The organism is Pseudomonas sp. NPDC012596 (assembly GCF_042902325.1).
Taxonomy (GTDB): Bacteria; Pseudomonadota; Gammaproteobacteria; order Pseudomonadales; family Pseudomonadaceae; genus Aquipseudomonas.
On record NZ_JBIBEB010000034.1, the window covers coordinates 1 to 21335 of the forward strand.

The window sequence follows — 21335 nt, forward strand, 5'->3', positions numbered from 1 at the left end:
ACGTTGCAACAAATGTGGGAGCGGGCTTGCCCCGCGAAGCGCCGCGCGGGCGGCGCTCGATCTCAAGGGCGCTGAAAGTCTCAAGGCAAGCGCTTCGCGAAGCGCCGCGCGGGCGGCGCTCGATCTGCGAAACACTAAAAACCTCAAGACAGGCACCTCCCAACGCCCAACGCCAAACCCTTACTGCCAAAAAAAAGGGATTCCCCCTCATGCCTCTGCGACAACTTTCCATCCAGTGGAAGATCACCCTGCTCGCCGGTCTGTGCCTGGCCGGCATCGTCAGCCTGCTCGTCGGCCTTTCGCTGTACCGAATGGACCACAGCTCGGACCTGGTCAAAGCCAGCAGCATGCAAATGCTCAGCGAGGCCGCGCAGGCGCGCATCGAGTCGCAGGGCGAGGTTCAGGCCTTGAACATCCGCCGCCAGTTCATGGATGCCTACCAGTACGGTGCCGGCTTCGCCCGCCAGGTGCTGTTCCTGCGTGAGCAGGCGGAAAAACGCTACCTGGACGCCTTCGACTTGCGTGAGGACATGACCCGCCAGGTGCGCGCCGCCCTGCAGGCCAACCCGGATTTACTCGGCCTGTCGCTGGTGTTCGAACCCAATGCCCTGGATAACAAGGACAGCCTGTTCACCGGCCAGGCGGAACTGGGCAGCAACGAAACCGGGCGCTTCGCCCTCTACTGGTCACAGCCGCGCGCAGGCCAGCTGACCGCCATGGCGCTGCCCGAGCACGACATGGCCAACACCGAGATCGGCCCCAGCGGCCAGCCCGCCAACACCTGGTGGGTGTGCCCGCGCAGCAGCGGCAAGGTCTGCGTGGTGGAGCCGTACTTCTACGACATCGACGGCCAACGCGTGCTGATGACCAGCATCGTGTTCCCGCTGGCAGTCAACGGCAAGGTGATCGCCACCCTCTCCATCGACATCAACCTCAACAGCCTTCAGGCCCTTAGCCAGGAGGCCAGCCGCGGCCTGTACGAAGGCCGCACCACGGTCGGCATCCTCAGCCCCGTGGGCCTGCTGGCCGGTTACAGCGCTGACGCCAGCAAGCTGGCCCAACGTTTTGACCAGGTCGACCCGCGCAACGGCGCCGAACTGGTGCGCACGCTGGCCGAAGGCAAGCTGAGCGTGCACCACGACCAGCAGCGCCTGAAAGTGCTCGCCGCCTTCCAGCCGATCCCCGGTGCGCAACCTTGGGGTGTACTGCTGGATGTGCCGGAAAACGCCCTGACCGGCCCGGCCGAGGCACTCAAGCAAGAGCTGGATGCCCTGAACACCAGCGGCACCCTGCTGGAGCTGGGCCTGGGCCTGGCAGCGGCAATCGCCGGCCTGTTGCTGGTGTGGTTGATGGCCCGTGGCGTGACCCGGCCGATTCTGGGCGTGGCGGCAATGCTCAAGGACATCGCCAGTGGCGAAGGTGACCTGACCCGCCGCCTGACCTACGACAAACGTGACGAACTCGGCGAACTGGCCGGCTGGTTCAACCGTTTCCTGGACAAACTGCAGCCGACCATCGCCGAGGTCAAACGCTCGGTGCAGGCTGCGCGCGGCACTGCCGACCAGTCGTCTGCGATTGCCACCGAAACCAGCGCCGGCATGGAGCAGCAGTACCGCCAGGTCGACCAGGTGGCCACCGCCTCCCACGAGATGAGCGCCACCGCCCAGGACGTCGCCCGCAGCGCCTCCCAGGCCGCACAGGCTGCACGCGACGCCGACCAGGCAACCCGTGAAGGCCTGGCGGTGATCGACCGCACCACGCGCAGCATCGATGCCCTGGCCGCGGACATGAGCAATGCCATGGCCGAAGTCGAAGGGCTTGCGCAGAACAGCGAGAAGATCGGCTCGGTACTGGAGGTGATCCGCTCGATCGCCGAGCAGACCAACCTGCTGGCGCTCAACGCCGCCATCGAAGCCGCCCGCGCCGGTGAGGCCGGCCGTGGTTTTGCGGTGGTCGCCGATGAAGTACGCAACCTGGCCCAGCGGACCCAGGAGTCGGTGGAAGAAACCCGTCAGGTTATCGAAGCCCTGCAGGCCGGCACCCGCGAAGTGGTAGGCGCGATGGACAACAGCCACCGCCAGGCCCAGGGCGGCGTGGAACAGGTCGGCCAAGCCGTCACCGCGCTGCAGCGCATCGGCCAGGCAGTGACGGTGATCAGCGACATGAACCTGCAGATCGCCTCGGCGGCCGAGGAGCAAAGCGCGGTGGCCGAGGAGATCAACAGCAATGTCGCGACCATCCGCGATGTGACCGAGTCGCTGTCGGGGCAGGCCAACGAATCGGCGCGGGTCAGCCAGTCGCTCAACAGCCTGGCCAACCAGCAGCAAGCGTTGATGGATCAGTTCCGGGTCTGACCCTGGGGCGCGCAGTCGTCGCCGCAGAAGCCATCGTCCGGCAGGTGGAACCTGCCGGCCTGCAGGATCTGATCGAGCAGCATCAAGGCGCCCAGTACGTTTGGCCGGGCGCCCATCGGCAGCTTGTCACTGGCAGGCAAGGTGGCATCCTTGTAGCCCGACTGCATCACCAGCAGGTGCATCTGGTTGACATTCAGGTACAGGTGGTGCTGTTCGATGGCGTATGACTGGATCAAGGCCAAGGCTCCGGTCACCAGCGGTGTGGCGCTGGAGGTACCGCCATAGTTGTCGGTGTAGTCACGGTCGTGGCCGTCCTTGTCTTGCAGTGCGCCGTAACCCAGCGTCGCGACACTGTTCCCCCACCCATTGAGCATACGGTACCGGTAGTTGTAGTTGGAGTACTGATGCGGCTTGCCATCCCAGGCATGGCAAGCCCCCACCAGAATCGCGTCGGCGTCGCCGTGGTCGTCGAAGTAACGCCACTGCTCCAGATCCACCCCATAGCCTGCGGTCGTGCCAGCGCTGTCATCGCCCACGCTTGTACCGTTACTCGCTGCATTGAGCACCACAGCGCCACGCTGGCTCAGCGACCGGGTGACTTCCCACCAGGTCCTGTCGTGCAGCGAGGGCAAGAAGGTGCCCAATACGTTGAGGTTGGCCGTCTGCCGGTTGACGGCAACGATGTCTCCAGCCCTTGTATAAGCCAGCAGTTTTTTCAGCGTTTGTGAGTAGCTGCGCGCATCCGTTGCCCGATTGTCATACAGAAACAGCTCAGCCGCATGGCACACACCGGTCATGCCGAATCCGTTGTTCCGTGCCAACAGCACACCCACCGATGCGGTGCCGTGATCTGGATCGCTGTTGACCGATGGCGGGATAAACTTCAACTTCGGGTTGCCACGCAAGTCTTCATGGTTGGCATGCAGGCCGCCATCGGAAAAATGCACCCGTGCACCCTTACCCTCCACGCCAGCCTCCCAGGCTCTGCGAACGTTCAAGCCTTGGTACCTGCCATCAGGTGCGTCCAGATAATGCTGCAAAGGTTCAAAGTCCGGTGTCGGCTGCGATTCCTCGAAAGCATTGGTACCCTTGAAATACGCAGCCCCCGTGAGCAGCGTGGCAATGACAGCTGCAGCCCCGGCCAGCAGCAGATTGCCCGGTTCGATGTGCGGAGGCACAAACGCCGTGGCATCGACGTAATCCAGTGCCTCAAGGGTCTGGATCAAGGCCACGAACGTGTCGTTGAGCATGCTGTGAGGCTGCTCGATCCAGTAATGGTTGGCAAGCACGTGAAAGCGCTCATCCTCTCGCTCTTGCTGGTCCAGAAACGGCTGCACATCCAGCAGCTCCCGTAGCCCAGGCCAGCGCCTTGCCAATAACGAAGTGGCATCAGGTTCCAGGTCGGCCATCAGCCGCGCGTACCCGCCTTCACCAAACACCACGATCAACGCCGGGTAACGCTGGCCCTCCGGGCGATAGGGGAATGCACTTGCTGTCTGCACGGTTCGCTTGCGCCGCGTGTAGGTTGAAGGCAGCGGCACGCTGTCGAGGAGGCGACGGGTCAGTTCGCCTTGGCTGATGTCAATGACCAGAGGCTCTGGATGCAGTGTGGCATCCGCGTCGGCACCCAGGTTGAGCTTGAGGATTTCGCTGTCCACCAAAGTAATCTGCGGTCGGACCCGGTAGCTGCCCGCCGCCGCGGCGCAGCTCAAGGTGGCCGGGCAACCGTGGTTGGCGACTTTGCCGCTACTCACCTGCGAGGCCACAGTACTGCCGTCGAGGAGGACCACACCTTCGGTGTCCACGCGCTCCAGCAGGTAATGAATGGACTTGACCTTGTTCAGGTCGTCACCGCTGCAACGCACATGAAAATGCCCATCGAAGGTGAAGTTGCGGTAGTACACAAAATCCAGATTCAATCTCATCTCGTACTCCTGTCGTCTCGACTGGCCCGGCGATTGCGGGCGGGCGCCAAGCCTTCCATCCAGTACCGCTCATGGACAGACAGAAGCTGTTCCGCAGCTGCCGCCAAGGCGCCGGGATGCCGTCGGCTACACTTGCCCGGCACACCGAGTGACAACCCTCGAGGTCCCGATGAAGAAAATTCCAACGCTGCTGGCCGGCCTGCTGCTGGCCGCAGGCCTGGCCAGCACCGACAGCGCCGCCTCGGCCGAAGCGCGCGCCCCCATCCACTTCGGCGCCATCAACTGGGAAAGCGGCGCGCTGACCACCGAGATTCTGCGCCTGATCGTCGAACACGGTTACGGCTACCCCACCGACACCCTCCCCGGCAGCACCGTGAGCATGGAAGTGGCGCTGGCGCGCAATGACCTGCAGGTGGTGGCTGAGGAATGGGCCGGGCGCAGCCCTGCCTGGGTCAAGGCCGAAGAGGCGGGCCAGGTATTCGCCCTGGGCGACACGGTGAAAAACGCCGAAGAAGGCTGGTGGGTACCGGCCTACGTGATCAAGGGCGACCCGACGCGCAACCTCAAGCCACTGGCGCCGGGCCTGCGCAGTGTCGACGACCTCAAGCGCTACCCTGAGGTGTTCAACGACCCGGAAGCGCCTGGCAAAGGCCGTTTCCTGAACAGCCCCAGCGGCTGGACGTCGGAGATCGTCAACAGCCAGAAACTCAAAGCCTACGGGCTCGACGGCCTGTACACCAACTTCCGCAGCGGCACCGGCGCGGCGCTGGATGCTGAAGTCGAATCGTCGATCCGCCGTGGTAAACCTGTACTGTTCTACTACTGGAGCCCAACCCCGCTGATTGGCCGCTACGACCTGGTACGGCTGCAGGAACCTCCCTTCGATGCCCAAGCCTGGGCGACGTTGACCGACCCGAAGAACCCGAACCCGCGGGGCAGCCAGTCGTTGCCAGCGAAGCTGTCGATCGGCGTGTCCAAGGCATTCAAGGAGAATTACCCGGAGCTGGTGGCGGTGTTCGAAAAGGCAGACCTACCGATCGACCGCCTGAACAAGGCCCTGGCCGAGATGAACGACAAGCGCCTCGCGCCCGAGAAGGCCGCCCAAGCTTTCATGCGCAACAACCCGGATGTATGGAAAGCCTGGTTACCAGCTGAGGTCGCGACCAAGGTTGCCCAAGCCCTTTGATTTCACTGCTGCCATGCAAAAGCACTGCACCCCCCTTAGGGAGCGGCCTTGTGTCGCGAAAGGGGCGCATCGCGCCCCCGGCAGGCTTCAGAGAACCTCGACCACAGCCACTCAAAACAAAAAAAGAATAACAATATGAATTCTTATTCTTTTTTTACCATATGGTTTTGCTCTATAACTCCTCCAACTGTATAGCCGCCAACACCTGGCCAACTGTCTGCAGCGCAACACCCGATCAACACTCAACGCCCACAAGGCAACACCGGTAGCTGCCCGTAAAAGCACGCAACCTGTTGATCCCTATCAGAATTAAAAATCGGCACGACGATTGCTCAAGCAAAGTCCCGCTTATTCAACCGGAGACCTGCCATGAGCGCCCCACTGAATGTCGTAGCCCTGTCCGGCGGCACTGCCCGCCCGTCGCGCACCCTGACCCTGACTGAAGCGATCCTTGCCGAACTGGGCCAGCACCTGAACATCAAGCCGCACCTGATCGAGCTGGGCGACATCGCCCGCCCTCTGGGTGGCGCACTGTGGCGCAGCGAACTGCCCGATACTGTCGAACAACAGCTGCGCCTGGTGGAGAAGGCCGACCTGTTGGTCGTTGCCACACCGGTCTACCGCGGCAGCTTCCCCGGCCACTTCAAGCACCTGTTCGACCTGATCGGCCAGGACGCGCTAGTCGACACCCCAGTGCTGCTCGCCGCCACCGGCGGCAGCGAACGCCACGCACTGGTACTGGATCACCAGTTGCGCCCGTTGTTCAGCTTCCTGCAGGCCCTGACCCTGCCGATTGGCGTGTATGCCAGCCAAGCCGAGCTGGCTGACTACCGGGTGTCCAGCGACGCCCTGAGCGCCCGCATCCGCCTGGCTGCCGAGCGTGCCGTCCCCCTGTTCGGCGCGCACCACGCGCTGCGCAAGAGCGCCTGAGGAGCGGCCATGAATGCATCTGTGAATCCAGCCCAACGCCCTGCCCTGGCCATCGCCAGGGAACTGGCCGGGCAGTTCGCCCAGAGCGCCGTCGAGCGTGACGAGCGCGGCGGCAGCCCCAAGGCCGAGCGCGACGCCCTGCGCCACAGCGGCCTGCTGTCGCTGGCGATTCCGCAGGCCTTCGGCGGCCAGGGCGCCAGCTGGCGCGACACGTTCGAGGTGGTGCGCGAGTTCGCCCGCGTCGACAGCTCCATCGCCCACGTATTCGGTTTCCATCACCTGATGCTGGCCACCGTGCGCCTGTTTTCGCGCCCCGATCAATGGCAGCCGTGGTTTGAACAGACCGCGCGCAAACACTGGTTCTGGGGCAATGCCCTGAACCCGCTGGACACTCGCACGGTGGTCAAGCACTTCGATGGCTGGTGCGAGTTCTCGGGCAAAAAAAGCTTCTGCTCCGGCGCCAGCGATTCGGAAATGCTGATTGCCTCGGCAGTGGACGAACGCGCCGGGGGCAAGCTGTTGATCGCCGCGATCCCCAGCGGGCGCACCGGCATCACCCTGCACAACGACTGGAACAACATCGGCCAGCGTCAGACCGACAGTGGCAGCGCCACCTTCGAGCGGGTGCGGGTCGAGCATAACGAACTGCTGCTGGACCCAGGCCCGCTGAGCACCCCGTTCGCCGCCTTGCGCCCGCTGATTGCCCAGCTGCATTTTGCCAACCTGTTCCTCGGCATCGCCGAAGGGGCGTTCGACGAAGCGCGCCAGTACACCCTCAAGGAAAGCCGGCCGTGGTTCCGCTCCAGCGCAACCAGCACCGCGCAGGACCCTTACGTGCTGCGCCACTACGGCGAGTTCTGGGTCGGCCTGGAAAGCGTACGGCTGCTGATCGAGCGCGCCGCCAACCAGCTCGACAGTGCCTGGGCCAAGGAGCAGGCGCTGACCGCCGAGGAGCGTGGCGACCTGGCCTTGGCCATCGGCACCGCCAAGGTCGCGGCCACCCGCCACGGCCTGGACATCTGCAACCGCTTGTTCGAGGTGACCGGCGCCCGCGCCACCCACGCCTCGCTGCGCTTTGATCGCCACTGGCGCAACCTGAGGACGCAAACCCTGCACGACCCGGTGGATTACCGTATCCACGAGCTCGGCGAGTGGGCCCTCAGCGGCAAGCGCCCTGCCCCATCCTTCTATTCCTAAGGATCGCCCATGCAACTGCTGACCCTTCCCCCGTCACCGCAACTGGCTACCTCGATCAGGGCGACCGCACAGGTCTTCGAAGACCCCAGATCGCAGGCGCTGCTCGCCCACTTGCAACAGGTCGCCCCCAGTGAGGCCAGCGTCCTGATCATCGGCGAAACCGGCACGGGCAAGGAGCTGGTCGCGCGCCATATCCACAACCTCAGCGGCCGGCGCAACGGCCCGTTCGTTGCGGTGAACTGCGGTGCTTTCTCTGAATCGCTGGTCGAAGCCGAGCTGTTCGGCCATGAAAAAGGCGCCTTTACCGGCGCCTTGGCAGCCAAGGCCGGCTGGTTCGAGGAGGCCAATGGCGGCACGTTGTTCCTCGACGAGATCGGTGACTTGCCGCTGCCGATCCAGGTCAAGTTGCTGCGCGTGCTGCAGGAGCGTGAGGTGGTGCGCCTCGGCTCGCGCAAGAGCATCCCGATCAATGTGCGGGTGCTGGCAGCGACCAACGTGCAGTTGGAAAAGGCGATCAACGCCGGGCATTTTCGCGAAGACCTGTACTACCGCCTGAACGTGGTGACCCTGCAGCTACACCCCTTGCGTGATCGGCCCGGCGATATCCTGCCGCTGGCCCGGCACTTCATCCGCACCTACAGCGAACGGCTGAGCTACGGGCCGGTGGAGCTGAGCCCCAAGGCCCAGGCCAAGCTGGTGGAGTACAGTTGGCCGGGCAACATTCGCGAGCTGGAGAACGTGATTCACCACAGCTTGCTGACCTGTGGTGACGGGCTGGTGCAGGCCCAGGACCTGCGTTTGTCCAACCTGCGCCTGGAGCGCCAGGAGGAAGAACCGGCGAGCAATGGCGTGGAGGATTTGCTGCAGCAGGCGTTCAGCCGGCTGTACGAGGAACAGCCCGGGGATTTGTACGAGAAAGTCGAGAATGCGCTGCTGCGCTCGGCGTATCACTTCTGCCATTACAACCAGGTGCATACGGCGCAGCTGCTGGGGTTATCGCGCAATGTCACGCGTACCCGGCTGATTGCGATTGGCGAACTGGTGGTCAACAAACGGCGGGGGCCCGAGCCACAGGTGGTGGATAACCGGTTGGTGCGGTTGTCGATCTGAGATTTATCGAGACTGTACTGGCCTCTTCGCGGGCAAGCCCGCATAAGGACTTCGCTGAGCCCTGTGGGGGCGGCTTCAGCCGCGAAGCAGGCGCCGCGGTGGATGGCACCGGCTTCGCCGGTGTTCGCGGCTGAAGCCGCTCCTACAAGGTTCCCGGCAAATCAGTAAGTCAGCGTTTGTTGTATGAGCGGGGTCAGCTCGCCAAGCGGCGGAACACCGCCCCGGACAACCCGCACAATGCGGAGCACGCCAGCATCACCGTGGCGATATCCGCCACCGAGGTTTCGCTGCGCCCGTCTGCACCAGCCAACACACCGAGCAGCACGCCCGCCAGGCTGACCGACATGGCCATGGTCAACTGCACCGACATGGCCGACAGCGAAGAGGCCGCCGCCGAGCGCTCACCCGGCACATCCTGATAACTGGCAGCGCCCAGCGTGGAAAACTGCAGCGAGCGCACCAGGCCTGCCGCAAACAGCACCACGGCCATCAACCACACCGCGGTATCGCGGTCGAAACTGGCACACAGGGCAATGCCGGCGCCACTGAGCACCGCGTTGCAACTCAGCACCCGGCGGTAGCCGTAGCGCCGCACCAGCGGCACCGCCAGCAACTTCATCAGCAACGCGCCCACGCCACCACTGACCACCAGCCACCCGGCCGCCAGCGGGCTCATGCCCAGGCAATTCTGCAACAACAGCACGATCAGAAACGGCTGCGCCGCCGAACCCAGACGAAACAACCCGCCACCGGCCTGGGCTACGCCGAAGCTGCGCAGGCGCAACAGCGACAGGTCGACCAGCGGGTTGGGGTGGTGCCGCGCATGCACCAGATAGCCCAGCGCACAGGCCACGCCGGCAGCGACAAGCGCCAGTGCCCACACCCGCGGCAACTGCCCTAACCCTAGCGACTCCAGGCCAAACACCAGCATGGCCAGCGCCCCGCCACTGAGCAGCAGGCCACGCAGGTCCAGCGGTGGAACCGGGCGGGCCGGGTAGTCCGGCACATGGCGCAGGATCAGCCAACAACCCAGCAGGCAGATCGGCAGGTTGACCAGAAAGATCCAGTGCCACGACAGCACCGTGACCAGCAACCCGCCCAGCAACGGCCCGATCAAGGGCCCGACCAATGCCGGCAACGCCAGCCAGGACATAGCCTGCAGCAGTTGCTCACGGCTCGACCAGCGCAGGATGATCACCTGCCCTACCGGCGTCATCAGCGCACCGGCGGCACCTTGCAGCATGCGCCCGAGGCACAGCTGCCACAGCGACTCGGCCAGGGCGCAGGTCAATGACGCGAAGGTAAACAGCCCCATCGCCAGCAGCATCACCTGGCGCGGCCGGAAGCGCTCGGCGGCCCAGCCGCTGAGCGGCACGCACAAGGCCAGCGCCAGCATGTACAGCGACACCACCAGGTTCATGCGCAGGCCCGGCTCGCCGAAATCGGTGGCCATTTGCGGCAGCGCGGTCATCACCGCCGTGCTGTCGAGCAACTCCATGAACAGCGCGGCGCCGATGATCACCGGCACCTTGGGGCTCTGCACATGGCCGGCCAACAGGGCCGGCTGGGCGGTCAAAACAGCCCCGAGACTGGCGGCCGGGTGCCCTTGAGCTGCCATGCACCGACCACCGCCGCCTTCCACTGGCGCGGGTTGTGGTTGGCCACAGTGCGGGCGTTGCGCCAGTGGCGGTCGAGGTTGTGCTGGCGGCCGGTGGTGGAGGCGCCGCCCACGTCGAACAGCGTTTCGGCCGCCTTCAGCGCCAGCTCAGCGACCAGGTACTGGGCCTGTGCCACCTCGATGGCGGCCTGCTCCACAGCAGCCTCATCCAGGCTTGCGGCCCAGGCCTGGTCGATGCTCGCGGCGGCCTTGAGCACCAGGGCTTCGGCGCCATAAGCGCGGGCCGCGATATCGCCTATCGACAGTTCCACGTAGGGGTCGTCCACCGAGCGGCTGGCCGAGCTGTGCTTGATCGGCCGGGCGTGTTCGCGGGCGAAGCGGGTGGCATCTTCCAGTGCGTTGCGGGCGATGCCAGCCAGGACGGTGCCCAGGAACAGCTGCAGGAACGGCGTGACAATCGTGCGCTTGCCCTCCTCCACGGTACGCGGGCGAATGTCACTGGCCTCGACCTTCACATTGCGCAGGTGGGTGGTGCCGCTGGCGGTCAGGCGCTGGCCCATGGCATCGAAGTCGTCCACCAGTTCCAGGCCCTCGCGCTCGCGCGGCAGGATGAACGACACCGGCTGCTCGTCCTCGTCCAAGGCCACGGCGCTGACGTAGTCGGCGAACAGCGCGCCGGTGCTGTAGTACTTGCTGCCATTGGCGCGAAAGTGCTCGCCCTCGCGCACCAGCCGCGCCGCGATAGCGCCGTTGGCACCGCCCAATTCCCAGCCGGCGTTGCCGATCACCGCGCCGTCCAGGTAACGGGCGAACCAGCGCTCGCGCTCCTGCTCGGCGCCTTCGAGCCGCGACACCAGCAGGCCTTCGACGAAGGCGAAACCGGGGCGCAGGGCCTGTGCGACGTTGGAGTCGACTGCGGCAATCTGCAGCAGCAGCTCGATCACGTCGCTGACATTGCCACCGGGGCCGCCATATTGGGTGGGGATACGCACGGTGTACACACCGGCGGCGGCAAGCTGGGCCACGGCCTCGTGGGGCAGTTGTCGCTCACGCTCGCGTTGGGCGGCGCCCTCGCCGATGGCCGGTAGCAGGGCCGCGATGCGGGCTTTCAGCGCTGCGCTGCTGGTGGCTGGCGCCTGGGGCGTGAAGCGTTGGAAAGTCGTCATGGTTCAGTCCTTTAGGTACAGCATTCGAAAATGTTTGCACGATCTCTGTAGGAACCGGCTTGTCGGCGATAGCGCCAGTTCAGCCTGCTCAAGCGGTGCTGCCTGCCCCGGCCTCATCGCCGGCAAGCCGGCTCCCACAGGGGTACGGCGGTGGGCTTGTGAATCAGATGGCGATCTTGCGCAGGTACGGTCATGGTTCGGGCCTTTTTCAAACAGCATTCTCAAGGTGGGCATGGCCCCCTGTGGGAGCCGGCTTGCCGGCGATAGGGCCGGTACAGCTTGCACAACATGTACTGCCTGCCCCGGCCTCATCGCCGGCAAGCCGGCTCCCACAGGGGATGGCGGTGGGCCGTGAGTCAGATGGCGATCTTGCGCAGCAAGGGTCATGGTTCGGGCCTTGTTCAAACAGCATGCTCAGAGAGGGCACGGTCCCTTGTGGGAGCCGGCTTGCCGGCGATAGGGCCGGTACAGCCAACTCCCACAGAGAATGTCGGTGGGCCTTTGAGTCAGATGGCGATCTTCCAGAGCCGCGACTCGTCGAACAGGTCGAAAGCTTCGTGCTCCAGGTCCAGCGGTGGCACCACGAGTTCGGCACCACTACCAGGCAGCCTTGGCACGGCGCCGAGCAACCGCTGCGTGTATTCATGCGCAGGCCGCTCGAACAACTGCTCCACCGGCGCCTGCTCCACCACCTGGCCGTGGCGCATCACCAGCACGTCGTCGCTGACATGACGAATCACCCCCAGGTCATGGGAAATGAACAGGTAGGCCAGGCCCAGCTCGTCCTGCAGATCAGCCAGCAAATCGAGCACCTGGGCCTGCACCGACACATCCAGCGCCGAAACCGGTTCGTCGCAAATGATCAGCTTCGGCTCGCTGGCAATCGCCCGGGCAATCGCCACCCGCTGGCGCTGGCCGCCGGAAAGCTGCAACGGTCGGCGCTGCGCCAGCTCGGCCGGCAGGCGCACCTGGCCCAGCAGCACAGCAATGCGCGCCGGCCTGGCCGGCGCTTCGATGCCCGCCACCTGCAGCGCATCGTCGAGGATTTGCGCCACGCTCCAGCGCGGGTCGAACGAGCCCAGCGGGTCCTGGTAGATCACACTGATCTCGCGGCGCAACGGCCTGCGCAGTGCTTCCGTCACGGCGTTACCCGGGCGGTTCCAGGGCTGGCCGCGGTACAGCACCTCGCCTTCATCGGGCTGCAACAGGCCCAGGGCGATGCGCGCCACCGTGGTCTTGCCCGAGCCGGATTCGCCGACGATACCCAGCGTGCGCCCAGCGCGCAGGGTGAAATCGACACCCTGCACTACCTGCCGCAGCAGGCCGTCGGGGCCCAGGTAACGCTTGCCCAGGCCGCGCCCCTCCAGCAGCACATCGCTTTTGTGCCGGGGCTTGGGCTCACGTTTTACCCCTGCGCGCTCCGGTGACAACCGGCTGCCACGCGGGTGCTCGGCCGGCACCGCCGCCAGCAACGCCTGGGTGTACGGGTGGCGCGGCTGGCGCAGCACCTGCTGCATCGGCCCCTGCTCCACCACCTCGCCATGGCGCAGCACCACCACGTCATCGGCCAGTTGCGCGACCACCGCCAGGTCATGGCTGATGATCAACAGCGACGCGCCGCGGGCCTTGATCTGCTGGAACACTTCAAGAATCTGCGCCTGCACCGTCGCATCCAGGGCAGTGGTCGGCTCGTCGGCGATCACCAGCGCAGGGTCCAGCGCCAGCGCACTGGCAATCAGCGCACGCTGACGCAAGCCACCGGACAATTGCCCCGGGCGCTGCCGGGCACGCAAGGCCACATCCGGCACGCCGACCCGCTCCAGCAACGCGTGCACCCGCGCCGCACGGCTGTGTCGGTCACCGTACTGGTGCGCCTGCAGCACTTCGAGAATTTCCTTGCCCACCGGCCGCAGCGGGTCGAGCGACACCAGCGCATCCTGCAGCACGAAGCCGATGTCCTTGCCGCGCACCGCGCGCCACTGGCGCTCGCTCAGGTCGAGCAGGTTGTGCCCGCCGAAACTCGCCTGGCGGGCGCGCACCTGCGCACCCCGCCCGGCCAGGCCCACCAGGCTGCGGGCACTGACGCTCTTGCCCGAGCCCGACTCACCCACCAACGCCACGCAGCGCCCCGGTTGCAGGGTGAAAGACAAATCACGGACCACACTGCGGCCTTCGAAAGCCACGGTCAGCCCCTCGACGATCAAGGTCTTGTCGCTCATGGCAGGCGGCCCTCCAGGCGTTGTTGGATGTAGCGGCCAGTTACCGTGGTGGCCAGCGTGGTCAGGACGATGAACAAACCGGGGAAGAAGGTCAGCCACCAGGCATTGGCAATGAAGTCGCGGCCCATCGACAGCATGGTCCCCCACTCCGGCGCCGGCGGCCGCGCGCCCAGGCCCAAAAAGCTCAGCGCCGAGGCCCAGACGATGGCCTGGCCGACGCCCATGGTCAGCGTCACCACCAGCGGGCGCATGGCATTGGGCAGCAACTGGCGCAGGACGATGCGCGAGGTCGGGTGGCCGAGCGCGCGGGCGGCTTCGATGTAACCGGCATTGCGCACCGCCAGCACCTGGCCGCGCACCATGCGCGCATAGCCCGGCGCGCCACCCAGCCCGGTGGCGACGATCAGCGGGCCGACGCCGCTGCCGAACACCGCCACGAACAACAGCGCCAGCACCAGGCTGGGGAATGCGAACAGCACCTCCAGCAGCCAACCCACCGCCCGGTCCACGCGCGCCCCACCCAAGCCGCCGAGCAGCCCCAGGGCAATGGCGATAGCCATCGAGATGGCCGTGGCCGCCACGCCGATCAGCAGGCTCTGACGGGCGCCGTGGATGATCCGCGCAAAGATGTCGCGGCCCGACTGGTCGGTGCCCAGCCAATGTACCCAGCTGGGCGGCTGGAACGCCTCGCGCGGCACGATGGCCAGCGGGTCGATGCGGGTGAACAGCCCCGGCAGCAACGCCGCCAGCACCAGCGCCAGCAAAAACAGGATCGAAAGGCTGGCGCCCAGCGGCGGCAGGCTCAGGTACCGTTGCCGGCGCACGGGCGTCAAGGCCCGGCCCAAGGTCAGGTCAGTCATGCTGCAGCCTCCTGTTGCCGAGGGTCGATCCACTGGTACAGCAGGTCGACCAGAATGTTGGCCAGCACGTAGCCGGCAGCCACCACCAGGCTGATGCCGATCACCAGCGGCAGGTCCTGCAGTTGAACGGCCTGATACAGCTGTCGGCCGATGCCCTTGCGCGAGAAGATCACCTCGCACACCACCGCGCCGCTGATCAGCGCGCCGATGGCCCAGCCCGACAGCGCCACACCGGGCAGCAAGGCATGGCGCAGGGCATGCTTGAAACGCACCGCCAGGTCGCTCAGGCCGCGGGTTCGCGCCGTCAGTACGAAAGGCTGCTCGAGGGTCAGCTCCAGGGATTCGCGAGTCACCTGGGCAATGAAGCCTGCCAACGGAATAGCCAGTGAAAAAGCCGGCAACACCAGGCTGGCCAAGCTATCGCTACCCGCCGGCGGGAACCAGCGCAGGCCGAAGGCGAACACTGCCAGCAGCACCACACCGAGCCAGAAGTGCGGCAACGATGCGCTCACGGTTTCCAGCAACGAAGCCACGCCGCCGATCAAACGGCCACGGCCGGCGGTGACCACCGTCAGCAACAGCACCAGCAACCAGGCCAGCACCAGTGCCGCCACGGTCAGCTCGAACGTGGCGCCGCCCTGCTCGCCCAGCACCCGCGTTACCGGCAGGTGCTGCGAGTAGGACATGCCCAGGTCACCCTGCAGCAGGCGCCCGAGGTAGAGCACGTATTGCACCGCCAACGGCTTGTCGAGGCCGAACTCCTGGCGTGCGGCTTCGATGGCTTCGGGCGAAGGGTTGCCTGTGGTGCCGCCGAGAATTGCCAGCACCGGGTCGCCCGGCATCAGGCGCAAGGCGAAGAAGGTCAGCGTTGCCACCGCCCACAGCACCAGCACACCGCCGGCCAGGCGGATGCCCGCGCGTCGGCCCAGCGCGGCCAGCCGCTCACGGCGCGGGTCGGTCACGGCGAGGGTTGTCGAAGTCATTTGTTCACCCATGCGTCATAGAGGTAGGTCACCGCCAGCGAAGGCTCCAGGCGCACGCCGTGGGCGGTCTTGTAGATGCCCAGGCGGGTGCTTTGCGGGTAGGTGGTGAGTTGCAGGTATTGCGCCGCTGCCTGCTGCTGCGCCAGGTAATAACGCTGCCGGCGCAGTTCGGCGTCTTGCGTGGCCAGGGCGCTGTCGAGCAAGGCGTCGAAGCCTGTGTCGGCGTAGCCGGAGGAGTTCTGGTGGTAGCCACCCACCCCGGCCGGCTGGACGAAGGCACTGGTGAAAATGATGCGCAGCACGTCGGGGGTGTTGGTGTTCCAGTAGCCGGTGCGGATGTCGTAGTCCCACGCGGCCTGACGGCTGGTGACCTGGGCGTCGCTCATCTGGTCGAGCACCAGCTCGATGCCGACCTGGCGCGTGGTGGCTTGCACCTGCTCCCACAGGGTGAGCTCCGACGGCGGCGTGCGCGCGCCAATCAGCACCACCGCGCGCAGGCGCTGGCCGCCCTTGGTGCGGTAGCCCTCGCTGTCGCGGCTGGTCCAGCCGGCTTCGTCGAGCAGCGCGGCGGCGCGTGCCGGGTCGTAATCCTGGCTGCGCTCGAAGTCGCCGCTGTAAAACGGCGTGGCCACGCTGAGCGGCCCCCCGGAGCGCGGGAACTCGCCGAAGTACACGCTTTTGAGCGCGCCCTCGACATCGGCGCTGCGCACCAGTGCCTCGCGCACGCGGATATCGTCGAACGGCGCCCGGCGCAGGTTGAAGGTGCCGTTGGTGGGGTTGCCCGGGCGCTGGGCGATGATCAGGTCCACGTCGGGGTTGCGCCGCGCTGCCTCGTGCGATTCCGGCGGCAGCGCCTCGATCACGTCAACCTCACCGGCCTGCAGCGAGGCGAAGCGCACCGACGGTTCCTGGATGAACTTCCAGACGATACGCGCAAGATACGCCGGCCCTTGATGCTGCGCGGTCGGCGGCGCCCAGTTGTAGTCCGGGTTGCGTACCAGCTCCACCTGGTTCTGCCGGTCCCATCGCACCACCTTGAACGGCCCGCTGCCGACCGGGCTTTCGCAGTTTTCGTCACGGCTGCGAGCCAGCGCGGTGGGCGACTGGATGCCGAGAAAGCCTTGCGCCAGCACTTCCAGGAAGGCTGCATAGGGCGTGGCCAGCGTGACTTCGGCGGTGTAGTCGTCTAGCACCTTGGTGCTTCGATACTGGCGGATATAACCCCCGGCGGTGCTGGACTGGGTCTTGGGGTTGGCCATGTGATCGAGGTTGGCCTTGACCGCCTCGGCATTGAACGGCGTGCCATCGGTGAAATGCACGTCGCGGCGCAGGTGGAAGGTATAGCGCAGGCCGTCAGCGGAGACCTCCCAGCGGCTGGCCAGCCAGGGGCCGATCTGGCCGTGGCTGTCCATCGACACCAGCGAGTCGAGGTACTGCTGGGCGACGAACACCTGGGGCATGTCGCCGGCCACGTGCGGGTCGAGGCAGGTGGGTTCCCGGTCGGTGGCGTACACCAGCGTACCGCCGTGGATCGGCTGGGTGCTTTGCGCCGCGTGCTGCTCGGCACGCTCGCAGCCGACCAGGGCCAGCACGGCGCAGAGCGGGATCAGGGGGAGGATGGGTAGGTTCAAGGTCGCTCCTGCGGGGACTGGGCTTTGATAGCCCTGTTGCAGGAGTTGTGCCGGGTTCAACGGCTTGATTTTGCTGGGGTTTGGCGGATGGATGGTGCTGGTGGGAGGGCAAAGTGTGTGAGGGGTGTTGGCAGGCGGACAGTGCCTCGTCTGATCGAGCGCCGCACGCGCGGCGCTCGATCTCTGCTACGCAACAACGATCAAGGCAGGCATCAACCTGCCCTGCCCGTTACAACACCGGCTTGCGCGCCGCGCCACTGCGCCGCTTGGCCATCGCCGCCAGGCGCACTGCTACGTTCGCCGCACCGTATCCGGCATAGCCACCTTTGCGCTGGATGATCTCGAAGAAGAAGCGGTCCTCGAACGACTCGGTATACACGTGGAACAGCTCGCCGCCCTGGGCATCACGGTCGTACAGCACGTTGTAGTACGCCAGTTCGCTGAGGAACTCGTCGTCGAAATCAAAACGCGCCGCCAGGTCGTCGTAGTAGTTGAGCGGGATCTCCAGCAGGGGTACGCCCGCTTCCTTGGCGCGCGCCACTTCCTTGAAGATATCTGCACAATCGAAGGCGATGTGGTGCACGCCGGAGCCACGATAGCTGGACAACGCATGGGCTATCGCGGTGTTGCGGTTTTCCGAGATGTTCAGCGGCAAACGCAGGCTGCCGCACTGGCTGCGCAGGGCGCGGCTTTTTACCAGGCCGTAAGGGTCGGGCAGCACCACTTCGTCATCGGCGGCGAAGTCGAACAGGCTCTTGTAGAACAGCACCCAGCTGTCCAGCGACTCGGCCGGCAGGGCCAGGGCCATGTGGTCGATGCGCTGCAGGCCGCCGGTGGCGGTGGCGGCCGGGTCCAGGCGGAAGTCGGTGTCGTACAGCGACGGGCCTTCCTTGCCCTGCTCCACCAGGTAGATCAGGCTACCGTCCGGGGCGCGCACGGCAGGCACTTCGCATTCATTGGGGCCGACCAGGCCGCGGAACGGCTGGCCGCGCAAATCGGTGGCGCGCTGCAGCGCGGCGTGTTCGTCCTTGACCCGCAGCGCGGTGGCGCACAACGACGGGCCGTGGGCCTCGAAGAAGTTGTGGCCTAAGGAGTACGGCTCGGCATTGAGGACGATATTGATATCGTTCTGGCGCAGCAGGCGCACGTCCTTGCTGCGGTGCTTGCCGGCATCGGCAAAACCCAAGCGCTTGAGCCAGCCGCCCAGGCGCGCGCCGACGGCCTCGTCGACGGCAAATTCAAGGAACTCCACGCCATCATAGGCACTGGCGGCGGGCGGTGCGAACAGCACGCCCGGCTCGATGGCGGTGCCTTCCTGCTGCAGGCGCAGGCGGGTCTGCTCTTCGAGGTACAGCAGCGAACGCAGGCCATCGGCGGCGTTCTGCCGCGGTGGTGCGGCGCGGAAGCCGTCGTTGAAGATTTCCAGCGACAGCGGGCCGCGGTAGCCGGTGGCGAGGATGGGCGCGAGGAAACCGGCCAGGTCCATTTCACCTTGGCCTGGGAAGCAGCGGAAATGGCGGCTCCACTCCAGCACGTCCATGGCCAGGATCGGCGCGTCGGCCATCTGCACGAAGAAGATCTTGTCGCCGGGGATGTCGCGGATCGCCGCCGGGTCACCCTTGAGCGACAGGGTGTGGAAGCTGTCGAGGATCACCCCCAGCGCCGGGTGGTCGGCCTGGCGCACCAGGTTCCACACTTGCTGGTAGGTGTTGACGTGGCGGCCCCAGGCCAAGGCTTCGTAGCCGATGCGCAGGCCGCGTTTGCCCGCGTGTTCGCCGAGCAGGCGCAGGTCGTCCACCAGCAGTTGTTCTTCACCCAGCGCGTCGGCCTGCACGTTGCTGCACACCAGCACCAGGTCGGTGCCCAGCTCTTGCATCAGGTCAAACTTGCGCTCGGCGCGGTCGATGTTCTTTTGCAGGCGATCGCGGCGGCAGCCTTCGAAATCGCGAAACGGCTGGAACAGGGTGATGGCGATGCCCAGGTCGGCGCACATCTGCCGCACTTCGCGGGGGCTGCCGGCATAGTAGAGCAGATCATTCTCGAAGATCTCGACGCCGTCGAAACCGGCGGCGGCGATGGCTTCGAGCTTTTCCGGCAGGGTGCCGCTCAAGGACACGGTGGCTATCGAACGCTGCATGGTGGGGTTCCTTGTTATTGGAAAAGGCAACAAACCGAACCTCGACGGGTTCCTGGCATGTTCAATTATTCGCAGGTAAAGTCGCGCCAGCAATCACTTTGTACGGAACGGTTAGTTTTGCGTTCGATTACCGCACAAAACCCGTTTTGGCGAATTGATTCACTGCCACCCGTGGGCAACCATGGGATCAGACGCAGGCACACCGACCGCCCTTTTCTGCCCAGATAGCCGTTCGGCGCAGCCCGCGCGTACAAGCCCAACGCCACGACATAATAAGTTCAATAAAACGGGTACCGACCTATGCAAACCTCAATCGCCTTGCAACCCGCACCTGCTCGTTCGTCCTCCCTTGGCAGACTCCGCCTGCGACCGTCCGTTCATTAAGCGCACCGAAAACTCCCGATAGCGATCGCACACCCACCGGCCGCCGCCCGACGGCGCCTGCTGTGCGGCGACCAACAAAAACAACGGAGACAACGATGGCCCACTCCAGCTCTCAAGCCAAGAAAGCGACCGCCAGCGGATGGATAGGCTCGGCACTCGAGTACTACGACTTTTTCATCTATGCCCAGGCTGCAGCACTGATTTTCCCGCAGATCTTCTTCCCTAACACCGACCCCAAGATGGCCATCATCGCTTCGCTGGCTACTTACGGCGTGGGCTACCTGGCCCGCCCGGTCGGCGCCTTCGTGCTCGGCCACTGGGGTGATACCCGCGGCCGCAAGAACGTCCTGCTGCTGTGCATGTTCCTGATGGGCCTGTCGACCATGGCCGTCGGCCTGTTGCCGACTTACCACGACATCGGCCTGCTCGCCCCCGCCTTGCTGGTCGTGCTGCGCCTGGTTCAGGGCTTTGCGGTGGCCGGTGAAATTTCCGGGGCCAGCTCGATGATCATGGAGCACGCACCGTTCGGCCGCCGCGGCTACTACGCAAGCTTTACCTTGCAGGGCGTGCAGGCCGGCCAGGTTCTGGCGGCGGCGGTGTTCCTGCCACTGGCGTACTTCATGCCCAGCGAAGCCTTCAACGACTGGGGCTGGCGTATTCCGTTCCTGATGAGTGCGGTGGTGCTGATTGCAGGTTTCATCATCCGTAAGGAAGTGCACGAAACCCCGGCGTTCGTGAAGGAAGAAAAACAGGACAAAGTTGCCAAGTCGCCAATCAGCGAGGCCTTCCGCCACAGCTGGAAGCACATGGTGCTGGTGATGTTCATGGCGTTGATGAACGTGATCCCGGTTGTCGCCACCATCTTCGGTGCAGCCTACGCGGTGCAACCGGCCTACGGCATCGGCTTCGACAAGAGCGTGTACTTGTGGATCCCGGTGGTGGGCAACATCGTTGCGGTGCTGGTGATCCCCTTTGTCGGCAACCTTTCGGACAAGATCGGCCGTCGCCCGACCATGATCGCCGGTTGCTTGGGCTCGGGCCTGCTGGCCTTCGTTTATCTGTATGCGATCAGCATTCAGAACGTGCCACTGGCCTTTGCGGCGTCCATCGTGATGTGGGGCATGGTCTACCAGGGCTATAACGCGGTGTTCCCAAGCTTCTACCCTGAGCTGTTCCATACCCGCTACCGCGTGTCGGCCATGGCCATCGCGCAGAACGTCGGTACCATGCTGACCGCCATGCTGCCTGCGCTGTTCGCCCTGGTGGCCCCTCCGGGTTCGGACAACATCCCGCTGGTGGTGGGTGGCCTGGCGTTCTTCATTACCTGCGTGTGTGCACTGGCGGCGTATATCGCGCCGGAGACGCATCGCCTGGCGATGGAAGACCTGGGTAATCCGCAGGCCAAGCCAATGGAGAAGGAAGCGTTTGAAGCGAGCCGCAAGGGTAGCTTTCAGGCTGTGAGCAACTGATAGACCGTACGGGGCTGCCTTGCAGCCCATTCGCGGGGCAAGCCCGCTTGTATGGTAGGGCCGCCTCAGTCTCTGTGGGAGCGGGCTTGCCCCGGGTACAAACCGAAGACATCGTTTACATTTCAAACCGGGAACATGGTTTACAGGCTAATACGCATGATCAGGA

Annotated in this window: 14 protein-coding genes; 6 read left to right on the forward strand and 8 right to left on the reverse strand. The window is 65.2% G+C overall.

All coding sequences use genetic code 11. The features are described 5' to 3' along the window. Positions 1-209 precede the first annotated feature (209 nt). Positions 210-2354 carry a methyl-accepting chemotaxis protein gene (locus ACFY68_RS25805; protein WP_387533424.1) on the forward strand — a complete coding sequence of 715 codons (2145 nt, stop codon included), beginning with the start codon at positions 210-212 and terminating at the stop codon, positions 2352-2354. Here ACFY68_RS25805 and ACFY68_RS25810 read toward each other — a convergent pair. Continuing rightward, positions 2339-4279 (reverse strand): S8 family serine peptidase, encoded by a 1941-nt coding sequence (locus ACFY68_RS25810; protein ID WP_387533427.1) that lies wholly within the window; start codon positions 4277-4279, stop codon positions 2339-2341. The two genes, ACFY68_RS25805 and ACFY68_RS25810, sit on opposite strands and share 16 nt — an antisense overlap. A 169-nt stretch (positions 4280-4448) precedes the next feature. Here ACFY68_RS25810 and ACFY68_RS25815 point away from each other — a divergent pair, with 169 nt between their 5' ends. The 4 genes from ACFY68_RS25815 (at position 4449) to sfnR (ending at position 8702) form a co-directional block, all read left to right on the forward strand. After that, entirely contained in the window at positions 4449-5465 is a 1017-nt protein-coding gene (locus ACFY68_RS25815) for an ABC transporter substrate-binding protein (protein ID WP_387533430.1), read from the forward strand. A gap of 369 nt (positions 5466-5834) precedes the next feature. Beyond that, complete coding sequence (msuE, locus tag ACFY68_RS25820) at positions 5835-6395, forward strand: FMN reductase (protein WP_346613044.1); 561 nt, start codon at positions 5835-5837, stop codon at positions 6393-6395. 9 nt (positions 6396-6404) lie between these two features. Then, positions 6405-7592 carry an acyl-CoA dehydrogenase family protein gene (locus tag ACFY68_RS25825; RefSeq protein WP_387533433.1) on the forward strand — a complete coding sequence of 396 codons (1188 nt, stop codon included), beginning with the start codon at positions 6405-6407 and terminating at the stop codon, positions 7590-7592. Between the two features lie 9 nt (positions 7593-7601). Then, the gene (gene sfnR, locus ACFY68_RS25830) at positions 7602-8702 is read left to right on the forward strand and encodes a sigma54-dependent transcriptional activator SfnR (RefSeq protein ID WP_346613042.1); all 1101 of its coding nucleotides are present in this window, start codon (positions 7602-7604) and stop codon (positions 8700-8702) included. A gap of 193 nt (positions 8703-8895) precedes the next feature. On the opposite strand, the gene ACFY68_RS25835 is transcribed toward sfnR, so the two are convergent. From ACFY68_RS25835 to quiC, 7 genes are all read right to left on the reverse strand, one after another. Continuing rightward, the gene (locus ACFY68_RS25835) at positions 8896-10320 is read right to left on the reverse strand and encodes an MFS transporter (protein WP_387533437.1); all 1425 of its coding nucleotides are present in this window, start codon (positions 10318-10320) and stop codon (positions 8896-8898) included. Then, positions 10275-11486 carry an acyl-CoA dehydrogenase family protein gene (locus tag ACFY68_RS25840; protein ID WP_387533440.1) on the reverse strand — a complete coding sequence of 404 codons (1212 nt, stop codon included), beginning with the start codon at positions 11484-11486 and terminating at the stop codon, positions 10275-10277. The genes ACFY68_RS25835 and ACFY68_RS25840 overlap by 46 nt, the downstream gene beginning before the upstream one ends. 506 nt (positions 11487-11992) lie before the next feature. Then, positions 11993-13705, reverse strand: coding sequence for a dipeptide ABC transporter ATP-binding protein (locus ACFY68_RS25845; RefSeq protein WP_387533443.1), 1713 nt, complete (start codon positions 13703-13705; stop codon positions 11993-11995). Continuing rightward, a complete protein-coding gene (locus ACFY68_RS25850) occupies positions 13702-14565 on the reverse strand; it encodes an ABC transporter permease (protein WP_387533446.1) in 864 nt (287 codons plus the stop codon). Before ACFY68_RS25850 ends, ACFY68_RS25845 begins: the two co-directional genes overlap by 4 nt. Further along, the gene (locus ACFY68_RS25855; protein WP_387533449.1) at positions 14562-15548 is read right to left on the reverse strand and encodes an ABC transporter permease; all 987 of its coding nucleotides are present in this window, start codon (positions 15546-15548) and stop codon (positions 14562-14564) included. Before ACFY68_RS25855 ends, ACFY68_RS25850 begins: the two co-directional genes overlap by 4 nt. Further along, positions 15545-17140 (reverse strand): ABC transporter substrate-binding protein, encoded by a 1596-nt coding sequence (locus tag ACFY68_RS25860; protein WP_387533455.1) that lies wholly within the window; start codon positions 17138-17140, stop codon positions 15545-15547. The genes ACFY68_RS25855 and ACFY68_RS25860 overlap by 4 nt, the downstream gene beginning before the upstream one ends. Positions 17141-17408: 268 nt before the next feature. Further along, the gene (gene quiC / locus ACFY68_RS25865) at positions 17409-19316 is read right to left on the reverse strand and encodes a 3-dehydroshikimate dehydratase QuiC (protein WP_387533452.1); all 1908 of its coding nucleotides are present in this window, start codon (positions 19314-19316) and stop codon (positions 17409-17411) included. Positions 19317-19795: 479 nt separating this feature from the next. Between quiC and ACFY68_RS25870 the strand changes: the two genes are divergently transcribed. Beyond that, positions 19796-21169 (forward strand): MFS transporter, encoded by a 1374-nt coding sequence (locus ACFY68_RS25870; RefSeq protein WP_346613034.1) that lies wholly within the window; start codon positions 19796-19798, stop codon positions 21167-21169. The last annotated feature ends 166 nt before the right edge of the window (positions 21170-21335 follow it).